21 protein-coding genes are annotated in these 21,420 nt (G+C 60.3%); 11 read left to right on the forward strand and 10 right to left on the reverse strand.

The window, feature by feature from the left end; genetic code table 11:
• Positions 1-160: 160 nt before the first annotated feature.
• Together KVY02_RS13890 and KVY02_RS13895 are read left to right on the forward strand one after the other, a co-directional pair.
• On the forward strand, positions 161-553 hold the full coding sequence (locus tag KVY02_RS13890; RefSeq protein ID WP_081137818.1) for a septal ring lytic transglycosylase RlpA family protein: 393 nt from the start codon (positions 161-163) through the stop codon (positions 551-553).
• A 161-nt stretch (positions 554-714) separates the two neighbouring features.
• Positions 715-1,713, forward strand: coding sequence for an NADP-dependent oxidoreductase (locus KVY02_RS13895; protein ID WP_081137820.1), 999 nt, complete (start codon positions 715-717; stop codon positions 1,711-1,713).
• Positions 1,714-1,788: 75 nt separating this feature from the next.
• Here KVY02_RS13895 and KVY02_RS13900 read toward each other — a convergent pair whose 3' ends face one another.
• Positions 1,789-3,786 carry a TonB-dependent receptor gene (locus KVY02_RS13900; protein ID WP_218315097.1) on the reverse strand — a complete coding sequence of 666 codons (1,998 nt, stop codon included), beginning with the start codon at positions 3,784-3,786 and terminating at the stop codon, positions 1,789-1,791.
• 187 nt (positions 3,787-3,973) lie between these two features.
• On the opposite strand from KVY02_RS13900, the gene KVY02_RS13905 reads away from it, so the two are divergent.
• The 3 genes from KVY02_RS13905 to KVY02_RS13915 all read left to right on the forward strand — a co-directional run bounded on the left by KVY02_RS13905 (position 3,974) and on the right by KVY02_RS13915 (position 4,921).
• Positions 3,974-4,117, forward strand: coding sequence for a YqaE/Pmp3 family membrane protein (locus tag KVY02_RS13905; RefSeq protein WP_371317430.1), 144 nt, complete (start codon positions 3,974-3,976; stop codon positions 4,115-4,117).
• 159 nt (positions 4,118-4,276) lie between these two features.
• A complete protein-coding gene (locus KVY02_RS13910; protein ID WP_016914760.1) occupies positions 4,277-4,492 on the forward strand; it encodes a TIGR02450 family Trp-rich protein in 216 nt (71 codons plus the stop codon).
• Between the two features lie 222 nt (positions 4,493-4,714).
• On the forward strand, positions 4,715-4,921 hold the full coding sequence (locus KVY02_RS13915) for a cold-shock protein (protein ID WP_009095703.1): 207 nt from the start codon (positions 4,715-4,717) through the stop codon (positions 4,919-4,921).
• Between the two features lie 105 nt (positions 4,922-5,026).
• Here the strand turns inward: KVY02_RS13915 and KVY02_RS13920 are convergent, their stop codons facing one another.
• Positions 5,027-5,872, reverse strand: coding sequence for a putative RNA methyltransferase (locus tag KVY02_RS13920; RefSeq protein ID WP_218313734.1), 846 nt, complete (start codon positions 5,870-5,872; stop codon positions 5,027-5,029).
• Between the two features lie 163 nt (positions 5,873-6,035).
• Between KVY02_RS13920 and KVY02_RS13925 the strand changes: the two genes are divergently transcribed.
• Positions 6,036-9,254, forward strand: coding sequence for an acyl-[ACP]--phospholipid O-acyltransferase (locus KVY02_RS13925; protein ID WP_218313735.1), 3,219 nt, complete (start codon positions 6,036-6,038; stop codon positions 9,252-9,254).
• Between the two features lie 84 nt (positions 9,255-9,338).
• Here the strand turns inward: KVY02_RS13925 and KVY02_RS13930 are convergent, their stop codons facing one another.
• On the reverse strand, positions 9,339-11,159 hold the full coding sequence (locus tag KVY02_RS13930) for a mechanosensitive ion channel family protein (RefSeq protein ID WP_218313736.1): 1,821 nt from the start codon (positions 11,157-11,159) through the stop codon (positions 9,339-9,341).
• 131 nt (positions 11,160-11,290) lie between these two features.
• A complete protein-coding gene (locus tag KVY02_RS13935; RefSeq protein ID WP_218313737.1) occupies positions 11,291-11,848 on the reverse strand; it encodes a hypothetical protein in 558 nt (185 codons plus the stop codon).
• A gap of 177 nt (positions 11,849-12,025) precedes the next feature.
• On the opposite strand from KVY02_RS13935, the gene msrP reads away from it, so the two are divergent.
• Positions 12,026-13,042 carry a protein-methionine-sulfoxide reductase catalytic subunit MsrP gene (gene msrP / locus KVY02_RS13940; RefSeq protein ID WP_100730832.1) on the forward strand — a complete coding sequence of 339 codons (1,017 nt, stop codon included), beginning with the start codon at positions 12,026-12,028 and terminating at the stop codon, positions 13,040-13,042.
• Entirely contained in the window at positions 13,042-13,665 is a 624-nt protein-coding gene (gene msrQ, locus KVY02_RS13945; protein ID WP_016914766.1) for a protein-methionine-sulfoxide reductase heme-binding subunit MsrQ, read from the forward strand. The genes msrP and msrQ overlap by 1 nt, the downstream gene beginning before the upstream one ends.
• A gap of 2 nt (positions 13,666-13,667) precedes the next feature.
• Here the strand turns inward: msrQ and KVY02_RS13950 are convergent, their stop codons facing one another.
• The gene (locus KVY02_RS13950) at positions 13,668-14,246 is read right to left on the reverse strand and encodes an NAD(P)H-dependent oxidoreductase (RefSeq protein WP_016914767.1); all 579 of its coding nucleotides are present in this window, start codon (positions 14,244-14,246) and stop codon (positions 13,668-13,670) included.
• A gap of 165 nt (positions 14,247-14,411) precedes the next feature.
• Here KVY02_RS13950 and KVY02_RS13955 point away from each other — a divergent pair, with 165 nt between their 5' ends.
• Positions 14,412-15,314: a LysR family transcriptional regulator gene (locus KVY02_RS13955; RefSeq protein ID WP_218313738.1), complete on the forward strand. Its 903-nt coding sequence runs from the start codon at positions 14,412-14,414 to the stop codon at positions 15,312-15,314.
• A gap of 76 nt (positions 15,315-15,390) precedes the next feature.
• Here KVY02_RS13955 and KVY02_RS13960 read toward each other — a convergent pair whose 3' ends face one another.
• Positions 15,391-15,645, reverse strand: coding sequence for a hypothetical protein (locus KVY02_RS13960; protein WP_232710704.1), 255 nt, complete (start codon positions 15,643-15,645; stop codon positions 15,391-15,393).
• 216 nt (positions 15,646-15,861) lie between these two features.
• Here KVY02_RS13960 and KVY02_RS13965 point away from each other — a divergent pair, with 216 nt between their 5' ends.
• Together KVY02_RS13965 and KVY02_RS13970 are read left to right on the forward strand one after the other, a co-directional pair.
• The gene (locus KVY02_RS13965) at positions 15,862-16,395 is read left to right on the forward strand and encodes a hypothetical protein (RefSeq protein WP_218313739.1); all 534 of its coding nucleotides are present in this window, start codon (positions 15,862-15,864) and stop codon (positions 16,393-16,395) included.
• Between the two features lie 22 nt (positions 16,396-16,417).
• Positions 16,418-16,714 (forward strand): DUF1330 domain-containing protein, encoded by a 297-nt coding sequence (locus KVY02_RS13970; protein WP_193460861.1) that lies wholly within the window; start codon positions 16,418-16,420, stop codon positions 16,712-16,714.
• 275 nt (positions 16,715-16,989) lie between these two features.
• Here the strand turns inward: KVY02_RS13970 and KVY02_RS13975 are convergent, their stop codons facing one another.
• The 4 genes from KVY02_RS13975 to KVY02_RS13990 all read right to left on the reverse strand — a co-directional run bounded on the left by KVY02_RS13975 (position 16,990) and on the right by KVY02_RS13990 (position 21,382).
• Complete coding sequence (locus KVY02_RS13975) at positions 16,990-17,601, reverse strand: Fic family protein (RefSeq protein WP_218313740.1); 612 nt, start codon at positions 17,599-17,601, stop codon at positions 16,990-16,992.
• A gap of 137 nt (positions 17,602-17,738) precedes the next feature.
• Entirely contained in the window at positions 17,739-18,227 is a 489-nt protein-coding gene (locus tag KVY02_RS13980) for a LabA-like NYN domain-containing protein (RefSeq protein ID WP_218313741.1), read from the reverse strand.
• 32 nt (positions 18,228-18,259) lie between these two features.
• Complete coding sequence (locus KVY02_RS13985) at positions 18,260-19,396, reverse strand: RNA-guided endonuclease InsQ/TnpB family protein (protein ID WP_016914777.1); 1,137 nt, start codon at positions 19,394-19,396, stop codon at positions 18,260-18,262.
• A gap of 531 nt (positions 19,397-19,927) precedes the next feature.
• Positions 19,928-21,382: an NAD-dependent succinate-semialdehyde dehydrogenase gene (locus KVY02_RS13990; RefSeq protein ID WP_081137385.1), complete on the reverse strand. Its 1,455-nt coding sequence runs from the start codon at positions 21,380-21,382 to the stop codon at positions 19,928-19,930.
• Between the last annotated feature and the right edge of the window lie 38 nt (positions 21,383-21,420).

A 21,420-nucleotide genomic window follows, 5' to 3' on the forward strand; every position in this document is an offset into this window, starting at 1 on the left:
AAGGCATAATGATTCGTTACAAAAAGCGCAATTATGGAGCTATCTGCGCCGATCTTCTTAAAGCTTGCCGACGCTCCATACGCGGGCTACTATCAGCAAGCCAATCTGGCGCCTCATCGATGAAAGCGGAGTCCGCGACACGAACCTCTGAGGTACTCCAATGGGAGCCCTAAAACACCTGGTACGAACGACTTGCCTGGCCACACTGCTGGTATTTTCTACCGCTCACCAAGCAGTTGCCAGTCAATCAGCAGTAAACCCGAAGCTCGAAGAAGGCGTTGCCTCTTTCTATAGTGATCGCTTTCAGGGTGCCATCACCGCTAGCGGTGAAACCTTTGATCAGCAAGCTCTCACGGCGGCTCACCCAAGCCTCCCGTTTGGCACCAAAGTGCTGGTCACTCGCCCCGACACAGGGCAGGAAGTAGAAGTGATGATCAATGATCGTGGTCCCTTCGTTCAAGGGCGTGTCATCGATCTTTCAAAGCGAGCGGCGCGCGCACTAGGCATGGTACGCCGAGGCACCGCCCCAGTGATGATCACTCTGGTAGATTAACGGATAACACACCCGCGAGCGTGTGCTACCCCTTAAGCGATCCTGCTAACTAAAAGCGGCCCTCTCGGGGGCCGCTTTTTTATAGCGTAATGAACCTGAAAGCAGGCTAATGGTCTTTATGAGGCAAGGATTACCGCGTTCCCTGACAGCAGGAGGCTATGATGATTTCTCGTTTCTATACGCTCACGACCTACCCCGAAGGTTTACCCGACCTCTCTACGTTCGCGCTGGAAAGTGCCGAGCTGCCGGAACTGGAAGAGGGCGAGGTTCGCATCCAGAATCGCTGGCTCTCGGTAGACCCTTACATGCGCGGCAGAATGACGGGCATGCGCACTTACATTGCCCCTTTCGAGCTGGGCAAGCCCATGGAAGGCGGCGCCATTGGTGACGTCATCGCGTCAAGGCATCCCGATATCAAGGAAGGCCAGCGCGTCAGCCACATGGGCGGCTGGCGAGACATTGCCCAACTGCCGGGCGAAAGCGTCACCCCGCTGCCGGAAGGCGACGCCCCCGAGCAGGCTTACCTCGGCGTGCTGGGCATGCCGGGCATGACCGCCTGGACAGGCCTGAACCTGATTGCCGAATGCAAACCCAGCGATAACGTGCTGGTCAGTGCCGCCAGCGGTGCCGTGGGGTCACTGGCGGTACAGCTGGCCAAGGCCAAAGGCTGCCATGTGGTGGGCATTGCCGGGGCAGCCCATAAGCTGGCCTGGCTGGAGTCCATCGGCGTCGAGCCAGTCACCTACCAGGACCGCACTGCGCAGGAGCTCAGCGACGCCATCAAGCTTGCCAGCCCGAACGGCATCGACGTCTATTTCGAAAACGTGGGGGGCATCTGCCTGGAAGCCGCGTTGGCTCAGCTCAACGAAGGGGCGCGTATCGCCGTTTGCGGCATGATCGAAGGCTACAATGCCGAGACACCTGCGCCAGGCCCCCGCAACCTGTCACAACTGGTGGTCCGCAAGGCCAGGATGCAAGGTTTCATCGTGGCAGATCACTGGGCCAGCTATCGCTACTTCCTGAATGAAGTGACGCCCCAGGTGGCCGATGGTCGCATCGTCTATCAGGAGACCATCAAGGAAGGCCTGGAAAGTACCCCGGAGGCGTTTCTGGCGCTCTTCTCAGGCGCCAATACGGGCAAGATGCTGGTGAAGCTGTAACTCACCAGGCATTCTCTACCACCCCCTCTTATGCTCAAGGGGCAGCCCAGGCTGCCCTTTGCCGTTTCCAAGGCTTTAAAAGCTCAGCTCGACGCCCCCATAAACACTGCGCCCCGGCGCAGGCTCGTAAAAGCGTCCAAAGGTGCCGTTGATGCGCACGTTGTCGTTGTACTCCTCGTCGAACAGGTTACGCAGCCCCAGATAAGCGCTCAGCCGCGTATCACCACTGAGCTGCCACTCATCGCCTACACGCAGGTTGACCAGCCAATAGCTGTCGACCTGCGTGGCGTTGGCGTTGTCGGCCATCAGGCTGCCGATATATTCGGTTTCCAGCGTGGCAAAACGTTCCTGTTGCTGCCAGGTCAACTGGTTGATCCAGGTCTGCTCGGGCAAGCCGGGGAGCCGATTGCCATCAAGGTTCGCCCCTGAGTCGTCAAAGTTATCGAACTCGTAGCGCGCCAGCGTTAAGGCACTGTTCACCCGCCATGCATCGGCCAGCTGCCAGCCCAGCGCCAACTCTATTCCGTCACGCCGGGTATCACTGGCGTTCTCGTAGAAGGTGCGCCCGCCTTCATCGAAAGGCACCAGCTCATCGCGCACCCGCACGGAAAACAGCGCCAGATCATAATCCATGGCCAGCGGCTCGACATACCCACGCAGCCCGACTTCCCGATTCCAGGCTTTTTGCGGTTCGATGGCCGGATTGAAGCCCCCGCCCGCTGGGTTGGCGAATTCGGCAAAGGTCGGGGTCTCGAACGCGGTGCCGGTATTCAAATAGAGCTGATGCTGAGGCAGGTAACGGTAGCTCAACCCCGCCGAGCCGCTCCATTCGCTGAAAGAGCGACGGCCACTCTGGTCGCCATCTGCCAGAAAGTCATCGTCTACCCTGAGCGCCACGCGGTCGAAGCGCGCGCCCAGCGAAAACGTCACTTGCTCGGAAAGCGCCAGGTCCCCCTGAGCAAAGACGCCGCTGGAGGTGGCGCGCTGGGTTTCGTCAGCCGAGGTCTCCCCCACCGCGCCCAGGGCATTGACCCGATTGCGATAGCGGTCATCCTGCTGGCGTGCAAGGTCGACGCCGACCACGTAATCGAGGGGCAGCTCGCCCAGCATGGCCGCCTGGTGATACTCGGCGCTGGCCCCCATGTAATCACGGCGATAGCCCAAACGGCTGTCACCGACAAACGGCAGCTGCTGTTCGAAATCACGACGAGCCACAAAGCCGCGCAGGTACAAGGCACCGCCCCCCAGCGCCAAATCTTCGTATTGCAGCCCCAGCACCTGCTGTTCGGCCTGCTGCCGGGCATCCAGCGCCAGGGCGTTGGGCGCAGCCTGATCGCGCCCCTGCGCAACCTCAGTGGCCGTCAGGGCACCGGGGTCTTCCGAGCGCGGGTTATCCAGCACGTTGATAATGGCCGTCAGTGCCCGTTCACTGCCCAACTCACGGCGCAGCTTGGCATTCAGCAGGTACTTTTCCGTGGCGCTCTGCTCGCGATAACCATCCACGTTGAGGGCCGTCAAGCTGACATGATGCGACCAATCCCCCTGCGCGCCACCGTGCTGCAGCGCTACTTTCTGATAGCCGTGGCTGCCCGCCCCCAGGCGGATGCGTGTGCCAGGGTTGTCGCGCCCATCGGCCGTGGTCACGTCAATCACGCCCCCTGCAGCATTACCGTAGAGCACCGATGAGGGGCCGCGAATCACCTCGATCCGTTCGGCGCTGTCCAGGTCGATGGCATCCAGCTGCGCTTGACCATCCGGCAAGGTATACGGAATGCCATCCACCATCACCGTAATCCCCCGTACGCCAAACGGCGCCCGGGCACCAAAACCACGAATGGCGATACGCTGGCCCTGGGCAAAATTATCGCGGTTCTGCAGCGATACCCCGGGCACCCTGTTCAGCGACTCATCCAGCCGCACCCGCTGCTGCCCCTGCTGGATCTCCTGAGCGTCGAGGGTCGAAACAGCCGCTGGCGTGGCATAAAGTTCACGGGCCAAACGGGGAGCGCTGACCTCCACGGCAGGCAGTACGGTACTGGCCTCGGGCGCAGTTTGCGCCGCCGCCGGGGTCATCACCACCGACCCTAACAACAGCGCCAGCGGTGTACGTGAAAACGGTAATTGAAAACGATGCATGGATTCCCTTCCCAATGATTGGCGCTCAGCCTAAGCTGAACGATAGTGTAAGTGGTTGGTCTTATAGGGTAGCTAAAAAAGCAAAGGAGGCTTTATGGCGTTGACAGCGACAGACCCGATCAAGATGATTTTTGCGGTGATCTTCCCCCCTCTCGGGGTGTTTCTCGAAGTCGGGCTAAAAGGACATTTCTGGCTCAATATCCTGCTGACCCTGTTTGGTTTCATACCGGGCATCCTTCATGCGTTCTATGTCATCTTGAAACACTAGGGTCATTTTGAAGCACTAGGCCTCTCGTATCCACTCGGTCCAGCAAACGCCGTTTTGCCTCGCGCACAGCGGCGTTTCTCCACCCGCCCTATCCCTGCCGGGCTGTGTATCTATCAGAGTACCCTCATCCTCCTGACATGCGCACTTGCCGGAGCATCAATGAACCGTATCAACCCCAACAAGCTACACCACAGCAAATGGACAGCCGCCACGCCCCGCAACAAGGAAAAACATTTCATCGTGACCCAGCTGCTGCGCGACGAGGAAGAGCAGGTCGTCGATATTGTGCTGGAAGCCGTGCACTCCCACCGTGAAACCACGCTGCCCTGGCAGGCGCTCAAGGATGACCAGACGTGGAAAATGGGCTGGAAATAGGCCATTCCATGGCAATACTCAAAAAATAATCACGAAAGGCTTTGACCCGGCAGCGCAAGCATGACACTGTAGCGTCAGTTGGTTAGTAAGCAAGCAGCATGGTTTCAGTTGCGTACGATCTTTTTCGTTAGCCTGAATATTGTATTCCTTGTTTCACCCGCTACTTCATCTGGGTCATACCAGGAATTTTATTAAGGCGCATCAGCGCAAAGGATCTACACAATGGCAACTGGCACAGTTAAATGGTTTAACGACACCAAAGGCTTCGGTTTCATCGCTCCTTCTGACGGTGGCGACGATCTGTTTGCACACTTCTCCGAAATCCAGTCTGACGGCTTCAAAACCCTGCAAGAAGGCGCTAACGTCTCTTTCGACGTTACCCAGGGTAAAAAAGGCCTGCAGGCTTCTAACATCAAGCAAATCTCCTAAGTCTTCGGACTTGAGCATTTGCTGGAACCCACGCCCTGTGTGATGGGTTCCACCAGAAAGGCCCGCTTCGGCGGGCCTTTTTGCGTTTGAGCGTTATACCCTGGACTACACTCGCTCCCAGACGATGAGCCGTGCATCCACGGTCAACGACAGCGCCTCCAGATTCGCCGCTCGCTCGCGGCCTTCGGCACTGGCGCGGTAAAGGTGAGGCGTCATGGCCATCAAATCGCCTATCGGCTCGGCCCCCTTCAAAGTGACCACATAGCGCAGCTCATGCGCTGAATGCGCCACAAAGCCTGCGGGCACCTCGGGGGACTTATCACGGGCGGGCTTCAGGGTCGGGTAGATGACCTCACGCAGCTCTCGCAAATGCTCAGCCCCCGCTTCCACCTGCAGCAGCTGCCCACCCGGCTTGAGCACCCGCGCAAACTCCGCATGCACCGGAAAGCCGAACAGGCACAACACGCTGTCCAGCGTGGCCGACTGTACCGGCAGCTGCGCATTGCTTCCCACCACCCAACGGCACGTCTCGGCCCCCTGCCTGGCAGCCGCCAACACCGCCCACTTGGAAATATCCAACCCCATCAGCGCCAGCGACTGTTCGGCAGGCCATCGCCCCGCCAGTTCACGCAGGTAGTACCCCTCGCCACACCCCGCATCCAGGCAGTGGTACGCCTCCTGCCCATGCGCATGGCGCTGGAGGATCTCGCTCACCGACTCGGCAATCGGCCGATAATGCCCCGCCGCCAAAAAACGCTGGCGGGCAGCCACCATGGGCTTGCTATCGCCAGGGTCCGTCGAGCGCTTCTGCTGCACCGGCAGCAGGTTCACATACCCCTGTCTGGCCACATCGAAAGCGTGGCGGGCGGCACATCGCCACGTATTGCCTTCCAGATAGAGCGGTTCGCCATCGAGCGGGCAGGCCAACGCCTGAAAGGGGGTGCTATTCATCAATGGGGATTCTCTTGGCAGCCTTGTCGAGCGTATACGCAAGCACGCTATACTGCATCACCCTGCAAGACGATCAGTTTCAAAACCGACCACGATACCGGAAAGCCCGCACAACACAATGCGCGCAGGTGTATCAAGCATCCGGCAAACAAGGCGAGACACCATGCAAGCATTGCTGCGCAGCGCGGGCGCTTGGCCCTACCTGATGGCCATTTTCCTCAATGCGTTTGTGGATCTAGGGCACAAGATCGTTATCCAGAACACGATTTTCAAAAGCTACGACGGTACACAACAGGTGGTGCTGACGGCGCTGGTGAATGGCCTGATTCTGCTGCCGTTCATTCTGCTGTTCAGCCCTGCGGGCCATCTTTCCGACCGGATCCCCCGCGTCAGCGTGCTGCGCGTCTCGGCCTGGGCGGCCGTGGCGGTGTCGCTCGGTATCACGGCGGCTTACTTCCAGGGCTGGTTCTGGCTGGCGTTTGCCATGACGCTGCTGCTGGCCATTCAGTCGGCCTTCTACTCCCCTGCCAAGTACGGGTTGGTGAAAGGGCTGTTTGGCAAGCCACGTTTGGCCGAGGCCAATGGTCTGGTGCAAGCCGTCACCATCGCCGCGATACTGGCAGGCACCGTGGCCTTTACCGCGCTGTTCGAATACTGGGTGCCTGCGGGCGGCGGCTCCCCTGACGAGCTGCTGCGCCACATTGCCCCGTTGGGTTGGCTGCTGGTCCTCAACAGCGTCCTGCAGGTGGTCGCTCTGTACCGCTTGCCGCTGGACCCACCGCGCCCCGCGCCCACCCTCTTGACCTGGGCGCGCTACCGCAGCGGCACCGCCCTCAGGGAAAACCTGCGACTGATTGCCCAGCAGCCCGTACTGCGGTTGTCGATCATCGGCCTGGCCACGTTCTGGTCGGTGGGCCAGGTGCTGCTGGCCGCCTTTCCGTCCTATGCCAAGGATGCACTTTCCATCGATAACACGCTGGTGCTGCAAGCCATCCTGGCCGCCAGCGGGATCGGGATTGCGCTGGGGTCGCTGCTGGCCAGCTCGCTGTCCCGCAACCGCATCGAAACCGGGCTGATTCCGGTGGGAGCCATTGGGGTCGCCATCGGCCTGTGGTGCCTTCCCCTGTTCACGACGCCCACCAGCCAGGCGTTGAACTTCGTGTTCATCGGCATCATGGGTGGGCTGTTCATCGTGCCGCTGAACGCACTGATTCAGTTCCATGCGGCCGACCACCAGTTGGGCACCGTGATGGCCGCCAATAACTGGATCCAGAACCTGGCCATGCTGGGCTTTCTGGCGCTCACCGCGCTGTTCGCTCTGGCAGGGGTCGATAGCCACTATCTGCTGCTGTTGATTGCCAGCGTTGCCATGGCGGGCGGCGCTTACACTATCTTGAAGCTGCCGCAGAGCCTGGTGCGCTTCGTATTGGGGTTTCTACTCACCCGCCGCTACCGAGTAGAAGTGCATGGCCTGGAGAATCTGCCTGCCCAGGGGGGCGTGCTGCTGCTGGGCAACCATATCAGCTGGATCGACTGGGCCATGGTGCAGATCGCCAGCCCACGCCCCGTGCGCTTCGTGATGCTGCGCTCCATTTATCAACGCTGGTACCTGCGCTGGTTTTTCAAGGCCCTGGGCTGCATCCCCATCGAACGCGGCGAGCAGGCCGACATTGCGCTGGCCAAAGTGGCCAACATGCTCAATGCAGGCGAGGTCGTGTGCCTGTTTCCAGAGGGTGCCATCAGCTATAACGGCCAACTGGGCGAGCTGCGCCGAGGCTACCAGCGCGCCTGCCAGCAAGCCGACCCGAGTGTGTGCATCGTGCCCTTCTATCTGCGTGGGCTGTGGGGCAGTCAGTTCTCCCGCTCCTCCAGCAAGCTGAAGGAGCTGCGCAACGCGCCGCTGCACCGCGCCGTGGTGGTCGCCTTTGGCAAGCCGCTGCCGAAAGACACCTCCGCCGATGTGCTCAAGCGGCGCATTTTCGAACAGGCCACCCACTCCTGGCTGCACGCCATGGATACCTTGCCCAGCCTGCCCTGCGCCTGGATCAAAAGCGTCAAACGCCGCCCCGGCGCGCCTGCCGTGGCAGATACGTTGGGTAGCGCATTGAGTGCCGGCCAGGCGCTCACGGGCAGCCTGTTGATCGCCAAGCGTCTGATGCGCCACAGTGCCCAGGAGCCCGTCGTCGGGGTGTTGCTGCCCACCAGCTCGGCGGGAGTATTGGCCAATATGGCGACGCTGTTGGCGGGTAAAACGCTGGTCAACCTGAACTATACGGCCAGCCAGGAGGCCCTGGCCTTTGCACTTCAGCAGGCAGAGGTACGCACGCTGCTCACCTCCCGGCGCTTTGTCACCAGGCTGGAGCAGCGCGGCCTCGACGTCACACCGCTGTTGGCCAGCCTTCGCGTTCTTTACCTGGAAGACCTGCAGGCCAGCATGACGCGCCGGGAGCGGCTGATGACCTGGCTAGCCGTTCGCTGCCTCCCCGGTTGGCTGCTGCAAACACTCTTCTGCCGCGCACAGGATGCCCGCGCCACGGCGGCCATCCTGTTCTCCAGCGGCAGCGAAGGGATGCCCAAGGGGGTCATGCTCAGCCACCGCAACCTGATGGCCAATATCAAGCAAACCTCCGACTTACTGAACACCCAACACGACGATGTGGTAATGGCCTCGCTGCCGACATTTCATGCGTTTGGGTTCACGGTGACTCAGCTGCTGCCACTGGTGGAAGGGCTGCCCCTGGTCTGCCACGCCGACCCGACCGACGTATCCGGGGTTGCCAAGGCCGTCAGCCAGCACCAGGCCACCGTCATGTTCAGCACCTCCAGCCTGCTGCGGCTGTTCAACCGTCACCCCAAAGTGCAAGCCGAGCAGTTGCACAGCCTGCGCATCGTGGTCGCCGGTGCCGAGAAGCTGGATGAGCGCGTGCGAGAAGGCTTCATGGCCAGATTCGGCAAGCCCATTTATGAAGGTTACGGGGCCACTGAAACCGCTCCGGTGGTCTCGGTCAACTTGCCCGACACGCTGGGCTCCCGTTCTCAGCCGCTGCAAAAGGGGCATCAGCCGGGCACGGTGGGCATGCCGCTGCCGGGCACCAGCGTGAAAGTGGTCGACCCGGAAAGCCTGGAGGAACTGCCCACCGGGCAAGCCGGTATGGTGATCGTCAGTGGCCCTCAGGTCATGCAAGGCTACCTCCATGATCCCGAACGCACTGCCTCGGCGCTCAAGACACTGGATGGGCAACGGTGGTACGTCACGGGCGATAAAGGATACATGGACGAAGACGGCTTCTTGACCCTCATCGACCGCTACACGCGCTTTGCCAAGAAAGCCGACTTCGCGGGCGCCAAGCGGTTGGCAGAGCAGCAGCTCAGGGAGCCTTGATACTCAGTAGCGCGGCCGACAGAGGGCAAACGGCAAGGACTTTCACAGGCACGGACACAGACACAAACACAGGCAAATGCGCCCCTAGTCGGGGGCGCTGTTGCCTCCGGTTTCTGAGCTGCTTTCGCTGCTGGCGTCTCCGCGGTTGTCGCTGCTGCCTTCGCCGGGCCCGCGGGGGGTGCGTTCATGCGTTTCCTGGCGGGCGCTCGACGTGGTTCCCGAGCGCTGGCCGTGGCCCTTGGCCACGTCGTGGTGGCTGATGACCATGACCTCGCGGGGCCACCATTCGGGGTGCTCATCGCGGATGTAGGCCATGAGCTGCTCGCGGATGTTCATTTCGGCGGTCCAGCCCGATAGCGGGTCGGAGGTCATCAGGTAGCAGGTGACGGTCTGCGCATGTGCCGTTTGACCTGTGACGTAGCACAGCAGCTTGTGGTGCTCGACTACGGACTCTTCGGCCTCGGCAAATTCGATAAACTTTTCACGAATTTTGGAGATGTCGGCACTCAAGTGCAGCGTCAGCTCCAGAAAGCGATACATCTTGGCACTTTTGACCGACAGGTTCTCGAAGGGCTTCGAGATGAAGTAGGTCACCGGCACGATCAAGCGACGCTCATCCCAGGAGCGCAGGCGGATGAAGGTATAGAAGATACCCTCTACGTAGCACCACTGGCCTTCGAAGATCACCAGGTCACCGATGCGCACCGGCTTGGCCAGCGAAAGCTGAAAAGAGGAAAGAATGTTGCCCAGCACTGCCTGGCCCGCAATGCCCACCAGCACGGCCAGTACGCTGGCAGAGGCCAACAGCGAAAGGCCCAGGGATTCGAACAGCTTGATCTGCCCCAGCACGTACACCGATACCGACACCACCGTGACCAGGATGATGCCACGCCGCAAGGCGTACAGGCTGGTCAGCAGACGGCGCTTGTCGCGGGGTTTGGTATCGTCGATTTCCCCCACCAGGTGACGCGTCATGCGCAGCATGATGGTATCCACCAGGCGTAGCGCGATGGTGCCCCCGCCCCAGGCCATCACGGCAATCAGCAATACCCGGAAGGTGGTAGTGGCTACGGCGGAAAACGACACCACGTAATCCAGCAGTGCCTGAGTGAACAGCGCCATCACGATCAGCGCAACGGGCACCCCGATCTGGTCGGCGAAGATGGTCGACACGCCGGAGGGCAACAGGCGCGCCACGAGCCTCACGGCATAATAGGCCACGACGCCCACTCCGCTCACCGTCAGCAGGAACAGCGGAATGGCCAGCCACTCCCATACCTTCAACATGCCGAAAGAGGTCTTGAACCGCTCGGGGATATACTGGTCGATCACCGAAGGCCCGTACTCTTCGTACAGCTCGGGAATCGCTGACACACTTTCTGGCATCACCAGCCACACGGGGTCTTCGTCGGGGATCCGGTAACGGCCCAGGCGCACATCGTACGCATCGCCATTGATCTGCAACGAGGCCAGCTCGATATTACGTCGGGGTTGGCCGGTCATCGGGTTCTGGCCGGACGGGTCTTCAATGGCCGCATCCTGGCGCCCGGACAAGTTGGAGGCGTTGAGCCACTCGCCGCGCCGCAATACTTCGGCCAGCTGTTCGGCCAGTTCGGCCCCCCGGCCGGGCTGCTCACCCGAATCGATATCCGCCAGGTTGAGCAGATGCGCGGCGGCCGCGTAGTCCCCCTCCTCGGTGAGCGTCAGGAAGCTGCGAATCGCTTCCCTGGGCGATAGCCGCTTGACCTCTTCCGGGACTTCGCCCAGTCCGGCATTCAGCGTGTCTGCGGTGAACCAGCGCTCATCTTCGCTTTCATCGCCCTGGCTCTGCGCCAGGCCCATGTGCGAGAAACATAGCCCTACCAGCAGTACTAGCCAGTATCGCCATCCGTGTGCTTTCGTCATTCTCGCCTCTATCCGTGCTTATGGTTGGACCAAGTACAGACCACGATAGCCCGTGAGGCAAGTCACACCCCGACGGGCTGGTCACGGAGCCAACCCTCCCAGGCGCTGCAACGCCTCATCATAAAGCCCCGTCAGCAGTAGCGTCCCAGTGCCACCAGCCACAGCACCACGCCTGCGCCCAACACCAGCCACTGGCCAAGGGCGTATCCGAGCAACAGCAGCGCCAGCCAGGTGCCATATACGGCCACAGGCAGAAAAGCGTGGGTCAACGCGCCCGACAGCCAGTGCATCATCAGCAGGGTCACCGGCACCCCGCTGCCCAACGCCAGCACGCGCAGCGCCCAGCCCGCTGGCCAGCCCCGCCGCTGCACGCCCCACTCCCAACCGGCCAGCGCCGCGCTATTGACCACCGCCAGCCCCCACAGGCCCGCCACCTGAGGCCATCCCAACGCCCCCCATAACCCCCAAACGCTGGCATAGAGCCAGACGGCCATGTTCACCAGCCCCCACCACAGCAGCCACAGCCCGTTCAGGCGGGCCATGACGACCCAGTGGTAGGCCACGAAAAACAGCAGCGCACCAGCAAGGGCCTGGCAGCCCAGCCAAGGCAGCAGCCGCATGAACAGCTGGTGCCAGTCCGCGCTCGTTGGGTAGCTCAGGGGGTTCTGCTCATCAACTCTTGAAGGCATACGCATGGAGTCCACAGGGGCCAAGGCCTTGGCCAGTAAGACATGACGCCAGTCAGCGTCAAAGCGATATAAAGGTTGTACACTGAAACAGAAGTGGAGAACTTCTCCTGCCATCCATCGTCAAAGGTGACGCTCTTCCTGCACCTTGGACATGCTCTTCTACGCAGAGGCTCCCCCATGCTGATAAAAATTGCCAAGCCCAGTGATTTGAAAGAATCGGATGTCACCCCGGAATCCATCTATCTGTCGCGCCGACAATTCATGGGCGGCATGGCGGGGCTGGGGGCTGGGCTTGCGCTGTCGGGGCACGCCCGCGCCAATGCGGACTATTCGGATGTGCCAGCAGGCAGCGGCCCAGAGTGGCTGCAGCAAAAGATCGGCGATACCCAATGGGGAGCCGTGACTCCCAGCGACCCCGATACAGACACCCTCACCCCCTTCGACGATGCCAGCGGCTATAACAACTTTTATGAGTTCGGCACCGGAAAAACCGACCCCGCCCGCCGGGCTGGCAGTTTAAAAACCGAGCCCTGGAGCGTGGTGGTCGATGGCGAAGTGAACAACGGCGGTCGCTTCGCGCTGGAAGACCTCGTCAGCCCTACCCGGTTCGAAGAGCGCATCTACCGCTTGCGCTGCGTGGAGGCGTGGTCGATGGTCATTCCCTGGCTGGGCATTCCGCTGGCCGATATCATCACCCGCGCCGAGCCCACCAGCAAAGCCAAGTACGTGCGCTTCGAAACCCTGGTGGACCCAGAGCAGATGCCTGGCCAGCGCTCGTCGTTTTCGCTGATCGACTGGCCTTACGTGGAGGGCCTGCGCATGGATGAAGCCATGCACCCGCTGACCCTGATGGCGCAGGGCATGTATGGCCGCGAACTGCCCAACCAGAACGGCGCACCGCTGCGCCTGGTGGTGCCCTGGAAGTACGGGTTCAAGAGCATCAAGTCGATCGTGCGCATTTCGCTGGTCGAAGAGCAGCCGATGAACTCCTGGCAGCTGATTGCCCCCAACGAGTACGGCTTCTATGCCAACGTCAACCCGGAAGTGGATCACCCCCGCTGGAGCCAGGCCACCGAACGCCGCCTGCCCAACAGCTTGTTCAGCCCCAATACCATGGACACCCTGATGTTCAACGGCTACGCCGACGAAGTGGCCGAGCTGTATGCCGGCCTGGACTTGAGAGCCAACTACTGATGGCCACACCACGCACCTGGTGGCTATGGCGCGGCGGCGTGTTCCTGGCCGCGCTGACCCCCCTGCTGTACTGGAGCGGTCAGGTGGCCAGCAACGCCGCAGGCCCCGAACCCGGGCGCTACCTGCTACTGAACCTGGGCATTGGCGCGCTTTGGCTATTGCTGATGACCCTGAGCCTGACCCCGCTGACCAAGCTCACCCGCTGGAAAGGCTTCAACCTGATCCGGCGGCAGTTGGGGCTGTGGACCCTCGCTTACGCGACCCTTCACCTACTGAGCTATGCCCTGTTCATTCTGGGGCTGAACTGGGCCCTGCTGGGCAGTGAGCTGGTCAAGCGGCCCTACATCGTGGTGGGCATGATCGCCCTGCTGGGGCTGGCCGTGCTGGGGGCAACCTCCAACCGCTGGTCGATGCAGCGGCTGGGCAAACGCTGGAAGCCCCTGCACAAGTTTGCCTACGTCATCCTCGCCCTGGTACTGCTGCACTTCTTCTGGGTGGTACGCGCCGACCTGCGAGAATGGGCCGTGTATGCCGCCGTTTCCGCCCTGATCATGGCGACCCGCCTACCGCCGGTGGCACGCACGCTGCCCAAGCTGCGACAGCGTGCCAGTCAGCTCAGGTAGCACTAACCGAACACGCGACGCAAATGGCGACGATACTCCGCCTTGTCGCGCTCGACGTCCGGTGCCTTGATGACATCGTTGGCGATGAACGTGGGCTGGGCGGCCAGCCCGACGAACTGCTGGGATTTGTGGAACGCAAAGTAGACGCCATCGACCCCGCGCCCTTCAAAGAAGTTGCCCGGCTCATCGAAAGCTTCGGCGGGGGCATTCCAGGTCAACGACAGCATGTAGTGGCGGCCCTGCAGCAGCCCGCCGCTGCCGTACTGCTTGGAAGGGTCCTGACGCGAACGGCCATCGCTTGCGTACAGCGCGCCATGCCCCTCGGTAAAGACTTCATCGATATAGCGCTTGACCGTCCAGGGCGCGCCCATCCACCAGCCGGGCATCTGGTACACGATGGTGTCGGCCCACAGGTAGTGCTGTACTTCGGCAGCAGTCTCGTAGCCTTGCTCGATGACCGTCTCGCGCACGTCATGCCCCAGTTCCAGCAGGGTTTCCTTTGCGACGGCATGCAGCGTATTGTTGAGTTCACCACCAGAGTGGGCAAACGCTTTACCGCCATTGATCAACAGTATCTTCATGGCTGACACCTCACTGTGTTGTCGATTGGCTCGCTTGACGTTTCACTGCGAGCCATTGAGTGGGCGATATTGTGCAGTGAACAATGCCTTGGAAACAGCGCTCATCCCGCAAGAGACTCTTGCACAAAAATCAACTATCACTTGCCACGACCAGGCCTGGTAGCCATGAAAAGTACTCTGGAAGAGCAGCAAGCCTTCATTACCGTCGTGGACTGTGGCTCGATCACCGCCGCCGCCGAGCAGTTGGACATGACGGTCTCCGGCGTCAGCCGCGCCCTGCACCGGCTGGAGCAGAAGCTGGGCACCACGCTCCTGCGCCGCACCACCCGGCGGCTGGAGCTGACGGAGGAAGGCGATACCTTTCTGGCCCACTGCCGCAGCATCCTGGCCGCCGTGGAAGCGGCCGAAGAGGCCGTGCAAGATCGCCATCAGCAGCCCAGTGGGCGGCTGCGCATCAATGCCGCGCCCAGCTTCATGCAATTCGTGGTGGTGCCGCTGATCGAGGAGTTTCGCGCCCGCTACCCGCAAATCACCCTGGAGCTGGATACCCATGACCGCTTTGTAGACCTGCTGGAACAGCGGGTCGACCTGGCCATTCGCATTGGCGCGCTGGAAGATTCGTCGCTCCATGCGCGCCCCCTGGGCCACAGCGCCCTGCGCGTGCTGGCCAGCCCCGCCTACCTGGCGCGCCATGGCACCCCCTCTCAGGTAGCGGAACTGGCCCAGCACACCCTGCTCGGCTTCAGCCAGTTGGACCACCTCAACCGCTGGCCGTTGAACGGCGCCAATGGCCAGCCGCTGCACATCGCGCCCACCCTGGCGGCATCCAGCGGCACCACCCTGCTGGAGCTGGCAATCTCAGGCGTTGGTATCGTTTGCCTGGCCGATTTCATGACCCAGGCACCCCGCCAGCGTGGCGCGCTGGTGGAAGTGTTGCCCGACCACACCACGCTGATCACACAGCCCATCCATGCCGTCTACTACCGGCAGGCCACGCTTTCCCATCGCACACGGCTGTTCATGGAGTTTCTGGCCGAGCGGTTGCCACCGCGGCTTGCGGTGCCGTGATGTCAGTACAGCCATCCACCGCCAGCCCTTGCATACGCACGCCTATCGACGTGATGCTGGTGGTAACCCGCCTGTTCTATTTCTCTGCCAGGTGGTCACGTTTCTGCTGAAACGCATCGCTGAATGCGGCCGCCAAGGCTGCCCACGCTTGGCTGAAGCGGCCCAGACGGGCAAGTCGCAGCATTCGCGCCAAGCGTAGAAGGCGCAACAGGAAAGCGTTGTTGTGGACCATGAAGCCCAGACAGATAATACGGTTAGTGACCGACAAGCCCTGCTGAAGGCGAGCTTCAGGAGCTAACTGCCGATGTAGCGCGGCTCTGAATGAGGTCATGTGATAAAAGCGTTCAGCCAGTGAGGGGAAAGAGACGTCACTATAGCGCTAAAATCTGCCAAGCTGCTTACCCGCCAGTGGCTGCATGGCGGCAAAGCGATTAGCATTCTTTTTGGCCGAGCCGACTGGCCACGAGACAACGCCCAGCAGACAACGTGTCGCGAAAGCCAACATCGACTAAGGTGATGACACTCCATCGCCAAAAGGGATTGCGCAATGATCGAAACAAGGGAAGAACTCGACGCCATCAAGAAGTCCTGCCATGCCATGGTGACACGCAGCGCCAGCCTCTCCGCAGGTACGGCGATGATTCCTGTGCCGGGGCTGGACATTGGCTCGGACGTGGCGATCCTGATGCGCATCATCCCCAAGATCAACAGCCAGTTTGGGCTAACGCCGGAGCAGATCGACCGTCTGGATACCGAAAGCAAGCTGTTCGTCATGACCGCCATCTCCAATACCGGCAGCAAGATGGCAGGCAGGTACATCACCAAAAACCTGATCGTGACCCTGCTTGGCAAGATGGGCATCAAAGTTGCCGCCAAAGGCACCAGCAAATTCGTCCCGCTGATTGGCAGCGCCGTGGCGGGCGGCATCAGTTTTACCGCCATGAAATACATGGGCAACAGCCACATCGAAGACTGCTACAAGGTCGCGTTGGCCGCCCTGGAAAACCGTCAAATCGAACCGATGACCAACGCCGACCCCGAAGCGCCAGCCGATGACTCCCACCCGACCGAGACGCCGTAGCGTCGACCAACAAGGAAATCCAATGCCTGCTTATGTCGTTTTGACCCGTGAACACACCCACAACAGCGAAGAAATGCAGCGCTACAGCGAAAAGGCCAAAGCCGCTCGGGAAGGCCACGACCCGCAGCCGCTAGCCTTCTACGGAGACTTCGAAGTGCTGGAAGGCAGCGCGATGGAAGGCGCCGTGATCCTGCGCTTCCCCGACATGGCCGCCGCCCGCGCCTGGTACCAAAGCCCCGCCTACCAGGAAGCCCGTCAGCACCGCTTCCTGGGCGCCGATTACCGCGTCTTTTTGGTAGAGGGTATGGAAGAGGTGTGATAAGCAAACACTCTCCTGCTGTCATCAGCGGGGGAGTATCATCAAGGGACAGCTGCTATAATGAGTTCAACAGAACGACTCAAGGAGCGCGATAATGGTTCGCAGGCCCCCCACAGATAAAGTAATCGTTTCTCGTGAGCGTATTGTGCGAGCCGTCGCCAGCTCGAGTGCAATCGAGACAGGCGAGCGTACAGAGGTGATTGAAAAACGCCTGATGTCTCGCCCAAGGCTTTTCAACAAGTTGACCTTATCTTCCTGAGGCGATGCCTTGGACGTTACTGCGCCGACAAAACATCACGAACTAAACGTTCGACAAATTGGTAGTCGCCCTCCAGACCAGCCTGAATCGCTTTGAAATAGTAATCCTTGTGCTCATTCCATAAGCTATAGTCCAGTGGTTGAGCCCCCGCCTTGACAGCCATCACATCCAACAGCAAACGTGAGATCCGGCCATTTCCCTCACGGAATGGATGAATCAGTATGAACTCGACATGCATTTCAGCAAGAAAGCTGACCAGTTGCTCGTCTCCCATCTCAGGTAACGTAGCAAAACGAGCGAGATACTGGTTCTCGAACGCTTGAGCCAACCTATGAATTTGCAGAGGCGATGCAAACCGAATATCGGGCTTAGACATATCAACGGTTCGGTATTGGCCCGCCCAATCGTAAACATTACCTAGCCAAGCTCTATGCCAATGGCGAATTCTTTTGAAATCAACCGTTTCTGGGAAAGTATCAAACACCTGTATGTAGAGCGCTGCAAGCAGCTCCGTCTCTGCAATATTCATATCTGCCGGATCATCAATACCAGCAAGATTCTTCAGCACCTTACCTTCTGATCCCGGCTGATACTCACTTTCACTACCAGAAACTTCATAACGACTCATAGGAATAGCCTTGCTTCACTGCGCATGCAGCCCCAATTGAGCACACGTTAGCAACCGATACACAACCAAGAGTACACGTTCCGCTGCGAGCGAACACCAAGCCTATGCAAACCAGCCCATCAGCTCAGCATTCTGTATCACCCCAGCAACAAGTCACCCTCGATGGGGATGAACTGGCTGGCGGCGTTGATCAGGGAAGCGGCGGTGAGCTGGGGCACGCCGTAGACTTCCACCCGTTTGCCGTGGGCCTCACGGATCTTCTGCGCCAACAGGTCGAAGTCGCCATCGCCGGAGACCAGCACCACCACATCCGCCTTCTCGGCGTATTCGATGGCATCGAGGGTGATGCCTACGTCCCAATCACCCTTGGCGGAGCCGTCCGCTCGCTGAATGAACGGCTTTAACCTGACCTCGAAGCCAATCGAACGGAGGATATTCTGGAACTCACGCTGCTTGGCATCGCCCTTGTCGATGGCATAGCAGCGGGCGGCCAGCACCTCCCGGTTCGCCGTTGCCTTGGCCCAGAAACGACGGTAATCGAAGTGCCTGCCGTAGGCGTCGCGTACGGTGTACTGACACTCCCCGCCCGCCGCGCTTCGCGCTTTGGGCGAGGGTTCTGAGATCACCCCCAGAACCTTCCTGCTTCCACACGCCTTCACTAGATAGCAGCCAGGCCGCTGCCCTCCGCTCCGGTCGCTCCACAGGCTAACCCCGCCAGCCCGGCGGTTTGTATATTCCTGGCCGCGTTGATGTCGCGGTCAATGGGATAGCCGCAGCTTTCGCAGTGCCAGTGACGTTGCGACAGCGGCAGCTTCTCAACCTTGTAGCCACAGCCATGACACCGCTTGCTGCTGGGGAACCACTGGCTCACTTTCACCAGTTGGCGCCCCGCCCAGGCGGCCTTGTATTCCAGTTGCCGGACGAACTCACCCCACCCGGCATCGCTAATGGATTTAGAAAGCCGTCTATTCTTGATCATACCAATGATATTAAGTGACTCGACGCACAGGACTTGGTTTTCGTTAATGAGTGCGCGGGTCGCTTTGTGGGTAGCGTCACGGCGACAGTCGGCGATCTTGGCATGTAGCCGTGCCACTTTCCGGCGGTGTTTGTTGCGGTTGTTTGAACCTGTCTGTTTTTTCGCCAACCGGCGCTGCAAGCAGGCCAGCTTCGCCTCGTAGCGTTTCAGATGACGCGGATTGCCCGATTTTGCGCCGTCACTGGTAATGAACAAATCGCTCAAGCCGAGGTCAATGCCGACCGTTTTGCGCGTGACCGGAAGCGCTTTTGGCACGAAATCACACAGGCAACTGATGAAGTAGCGTCCAGCACGATCGCGTGAAATCGTGATGGTAGAGGGTGCAGAGGGTAGTGACCGGCTCCATCGGATGGGTAACGGCGTCTTCGCTTTTGCGATAGTGATCTCACCATCCCGATAGCGGAACGCGGCCTTGGTCAGCCGGATCGACTGCCGGCAATCCTTGCGCTTGAAACGTGGGTAGCGCGCCTTGAGCTTTGGGTTGAAGAAGTTGTCGAAGGCGGCTTTCTGGTCGCGGAGCGTTTGCTGCAGGATCACGCTGGAAACATCCCGCAACCACGGAAACTCCGCCTTTAAGCCCACCAGTCGCTTTTCCGCCGATGAGTGCGAGACCGATTCACCGCGCTGCTGATACGCCTCGGTGCGATAGGCCAGGGTATTATTCCAGACAAAACGGGCACACCCGAACGACTGCGCCAGCAGCTCAGCCTGTTCGGAGGTGGGGTAGAACCGTTCTTTGTAGGCACGCTTTTTCATACTGTATAAATATCAGGGCAATGAGGCGAAGTCAATCTGGCACCGCTACGCGGTGCGCGCTTGTATCACCGCCCGACTGGGCGATGCATTACGCGCTGTTTGGTAAACGTTCTGAGTGTCTACGAAGATGGCAACGCGGGGCATGGCATGGGGGCCTCGGCAGTGAGTGTGCCCCCCATGGTACGCGATATATCTTGGCCCAGTGTTTTTGGCCGCTACAAGGATACTCCCCCGCCATTGCCTGGCCATGGGCAAATCACGTAACTGAGCGCCGGATGCTCGCCTGCAAATATCGCCGTCCGTTCGGGAAAGCGCTGCGCATTGACTGCTAGATAATTAGCCACATTCAAAGTGGGTAGTCTCCATGTTGTCATTGTTATCACCTAATCAGGCTAGGCGGAGAAGCTACTGATACCTATACGTAGTAATACGCAGCTCACTAACCTAAACGTCTAGTAAGGGCCAAAAAACCCCGCAGTGAGAGCTCTCACCCGGGGCCTTGGAACTAAAAACAGCTTAGTAAAGTGAAGGCTACTCCGCCTGCTTGATACCCAGGCAGAGGTACTTCATCTCGGTATATTCATCGATCCCGTAACGCGAGCCTTCGCGGCCGATGCCTGAAGACTTGACCCCACCGAACGGAGCCGCCGCCGTTGAAATCAAACCGGTATTGATGCCCACCATGCCGTACTCCAGCGCCTCGGAAACGCGCCAGATGCGCGAGACACTTTCAGCATAGAAATAGGCCGCCAGCCCGAACTCCGTATCGTTTGCCAGGCGAATTACTTCAGCCTCGTCTTCGAAGCGGAATACCGGTGCCAGAGGGCCGAATGTCTCCTCGCGGGCACATGCCATGTCCGCTGTCGCCTCGGCCACCACCGTGGGTGCGTACCAGGTCCCCCCTAGCGCATGGCGCTGCCCTCCAGCCAGCACTCGCCCTCCTTTGGCCAAGGCATCCTGAAGGTGCTCTTCCACCTTGGCCACCGCCTTCTCGGAAATCAGCGGCCCGATATCCACCCCCTCCTCGCTGCCAGCGCCCACCTTCAAGGCCTGAGTTCGCTGCGCCAGCCGCTCCACAAAGGTGTCGTAAACACCACTTTGCACATAGATACGGTTCGCGCATACGCAAGTCTGCCCGGCATTGCGGAACTTGCTATCGATTGCCCCGGCCACCGCCTCGTCGATATCGGCATCATCGAACACAATGAACGGGGCATTGCCTCCCAGCTCCAGCGACACTTTCTTCACCGTCGGCGCACAGGCTGCCATCAGCTTGGCACCCACCGCCGTAGAACCGGTGAAACTCAGCTTGCGCACTACTGGGCTTTCGGTCAGCACCTGGCCAATGGTCTGTGCATCCCCAGTGACGATATTGATCACCCCGGCAGGTACTCCCGCCTGCTCGGCCAGTGCCGCCAAGGCCAGCGCGGTCAGCGGCGTCTCCATGGCAGGTTTCACCACGATGGTACAGCCTGCGGCCAGCGCAGGAGCCACCTTGCGAGTAATCATCGCCGCCGGAAAATTCCACGGCGTAATGGCCGCACAGACCCCCACCGGCTCACGGGTGACAATGATGCGCTTATCTGCCGCGTGGCCCGGAATGGTATCGCCATAAATCCGCTTGGCCTCCTCGGCAAACCACTCGATAAAACTGGCGGCATAGCCGATTTCACCCCGCGCCTCCCTCAGCGGCTTGCCCTGTTCCAGCGTCATCAGCTCGCCCAGCACCGCCTCGTTCTCCATGATCAGCGCATGCCAGCGGCTCAAAACAGCCGCCCGCTGCGCAGCGGTTTTGCTCTTCCAGGCGGGCAGCGCCACGTTGGCCGCCTCGATGGCACTTGCCACTTGCTGGGCGCTCAGGGCAGGCACATGCCCAAGCGTCGCACCGTCTGCCGGGTTGGTCACCGCCACCTGCTCGCCACTCTCCGACGTCACCCACTCGCCGTTGATATAAGCCGCCTCATGAATCCACGACTGAATCTGCATCACCTACTCCTGTATTGTCATTGATAGAATTGAAACCG

It is taken from the genome of Halomonas sp. 18071143, assembly GCF_019211725.1.
Taxonomy (GTDB): Bacteria; Pseudomonadota; Gammaproteobacteria; order Pseudomonadales; family Halomonadaceae; genus Vreelandella; species Vreelandella stevensii.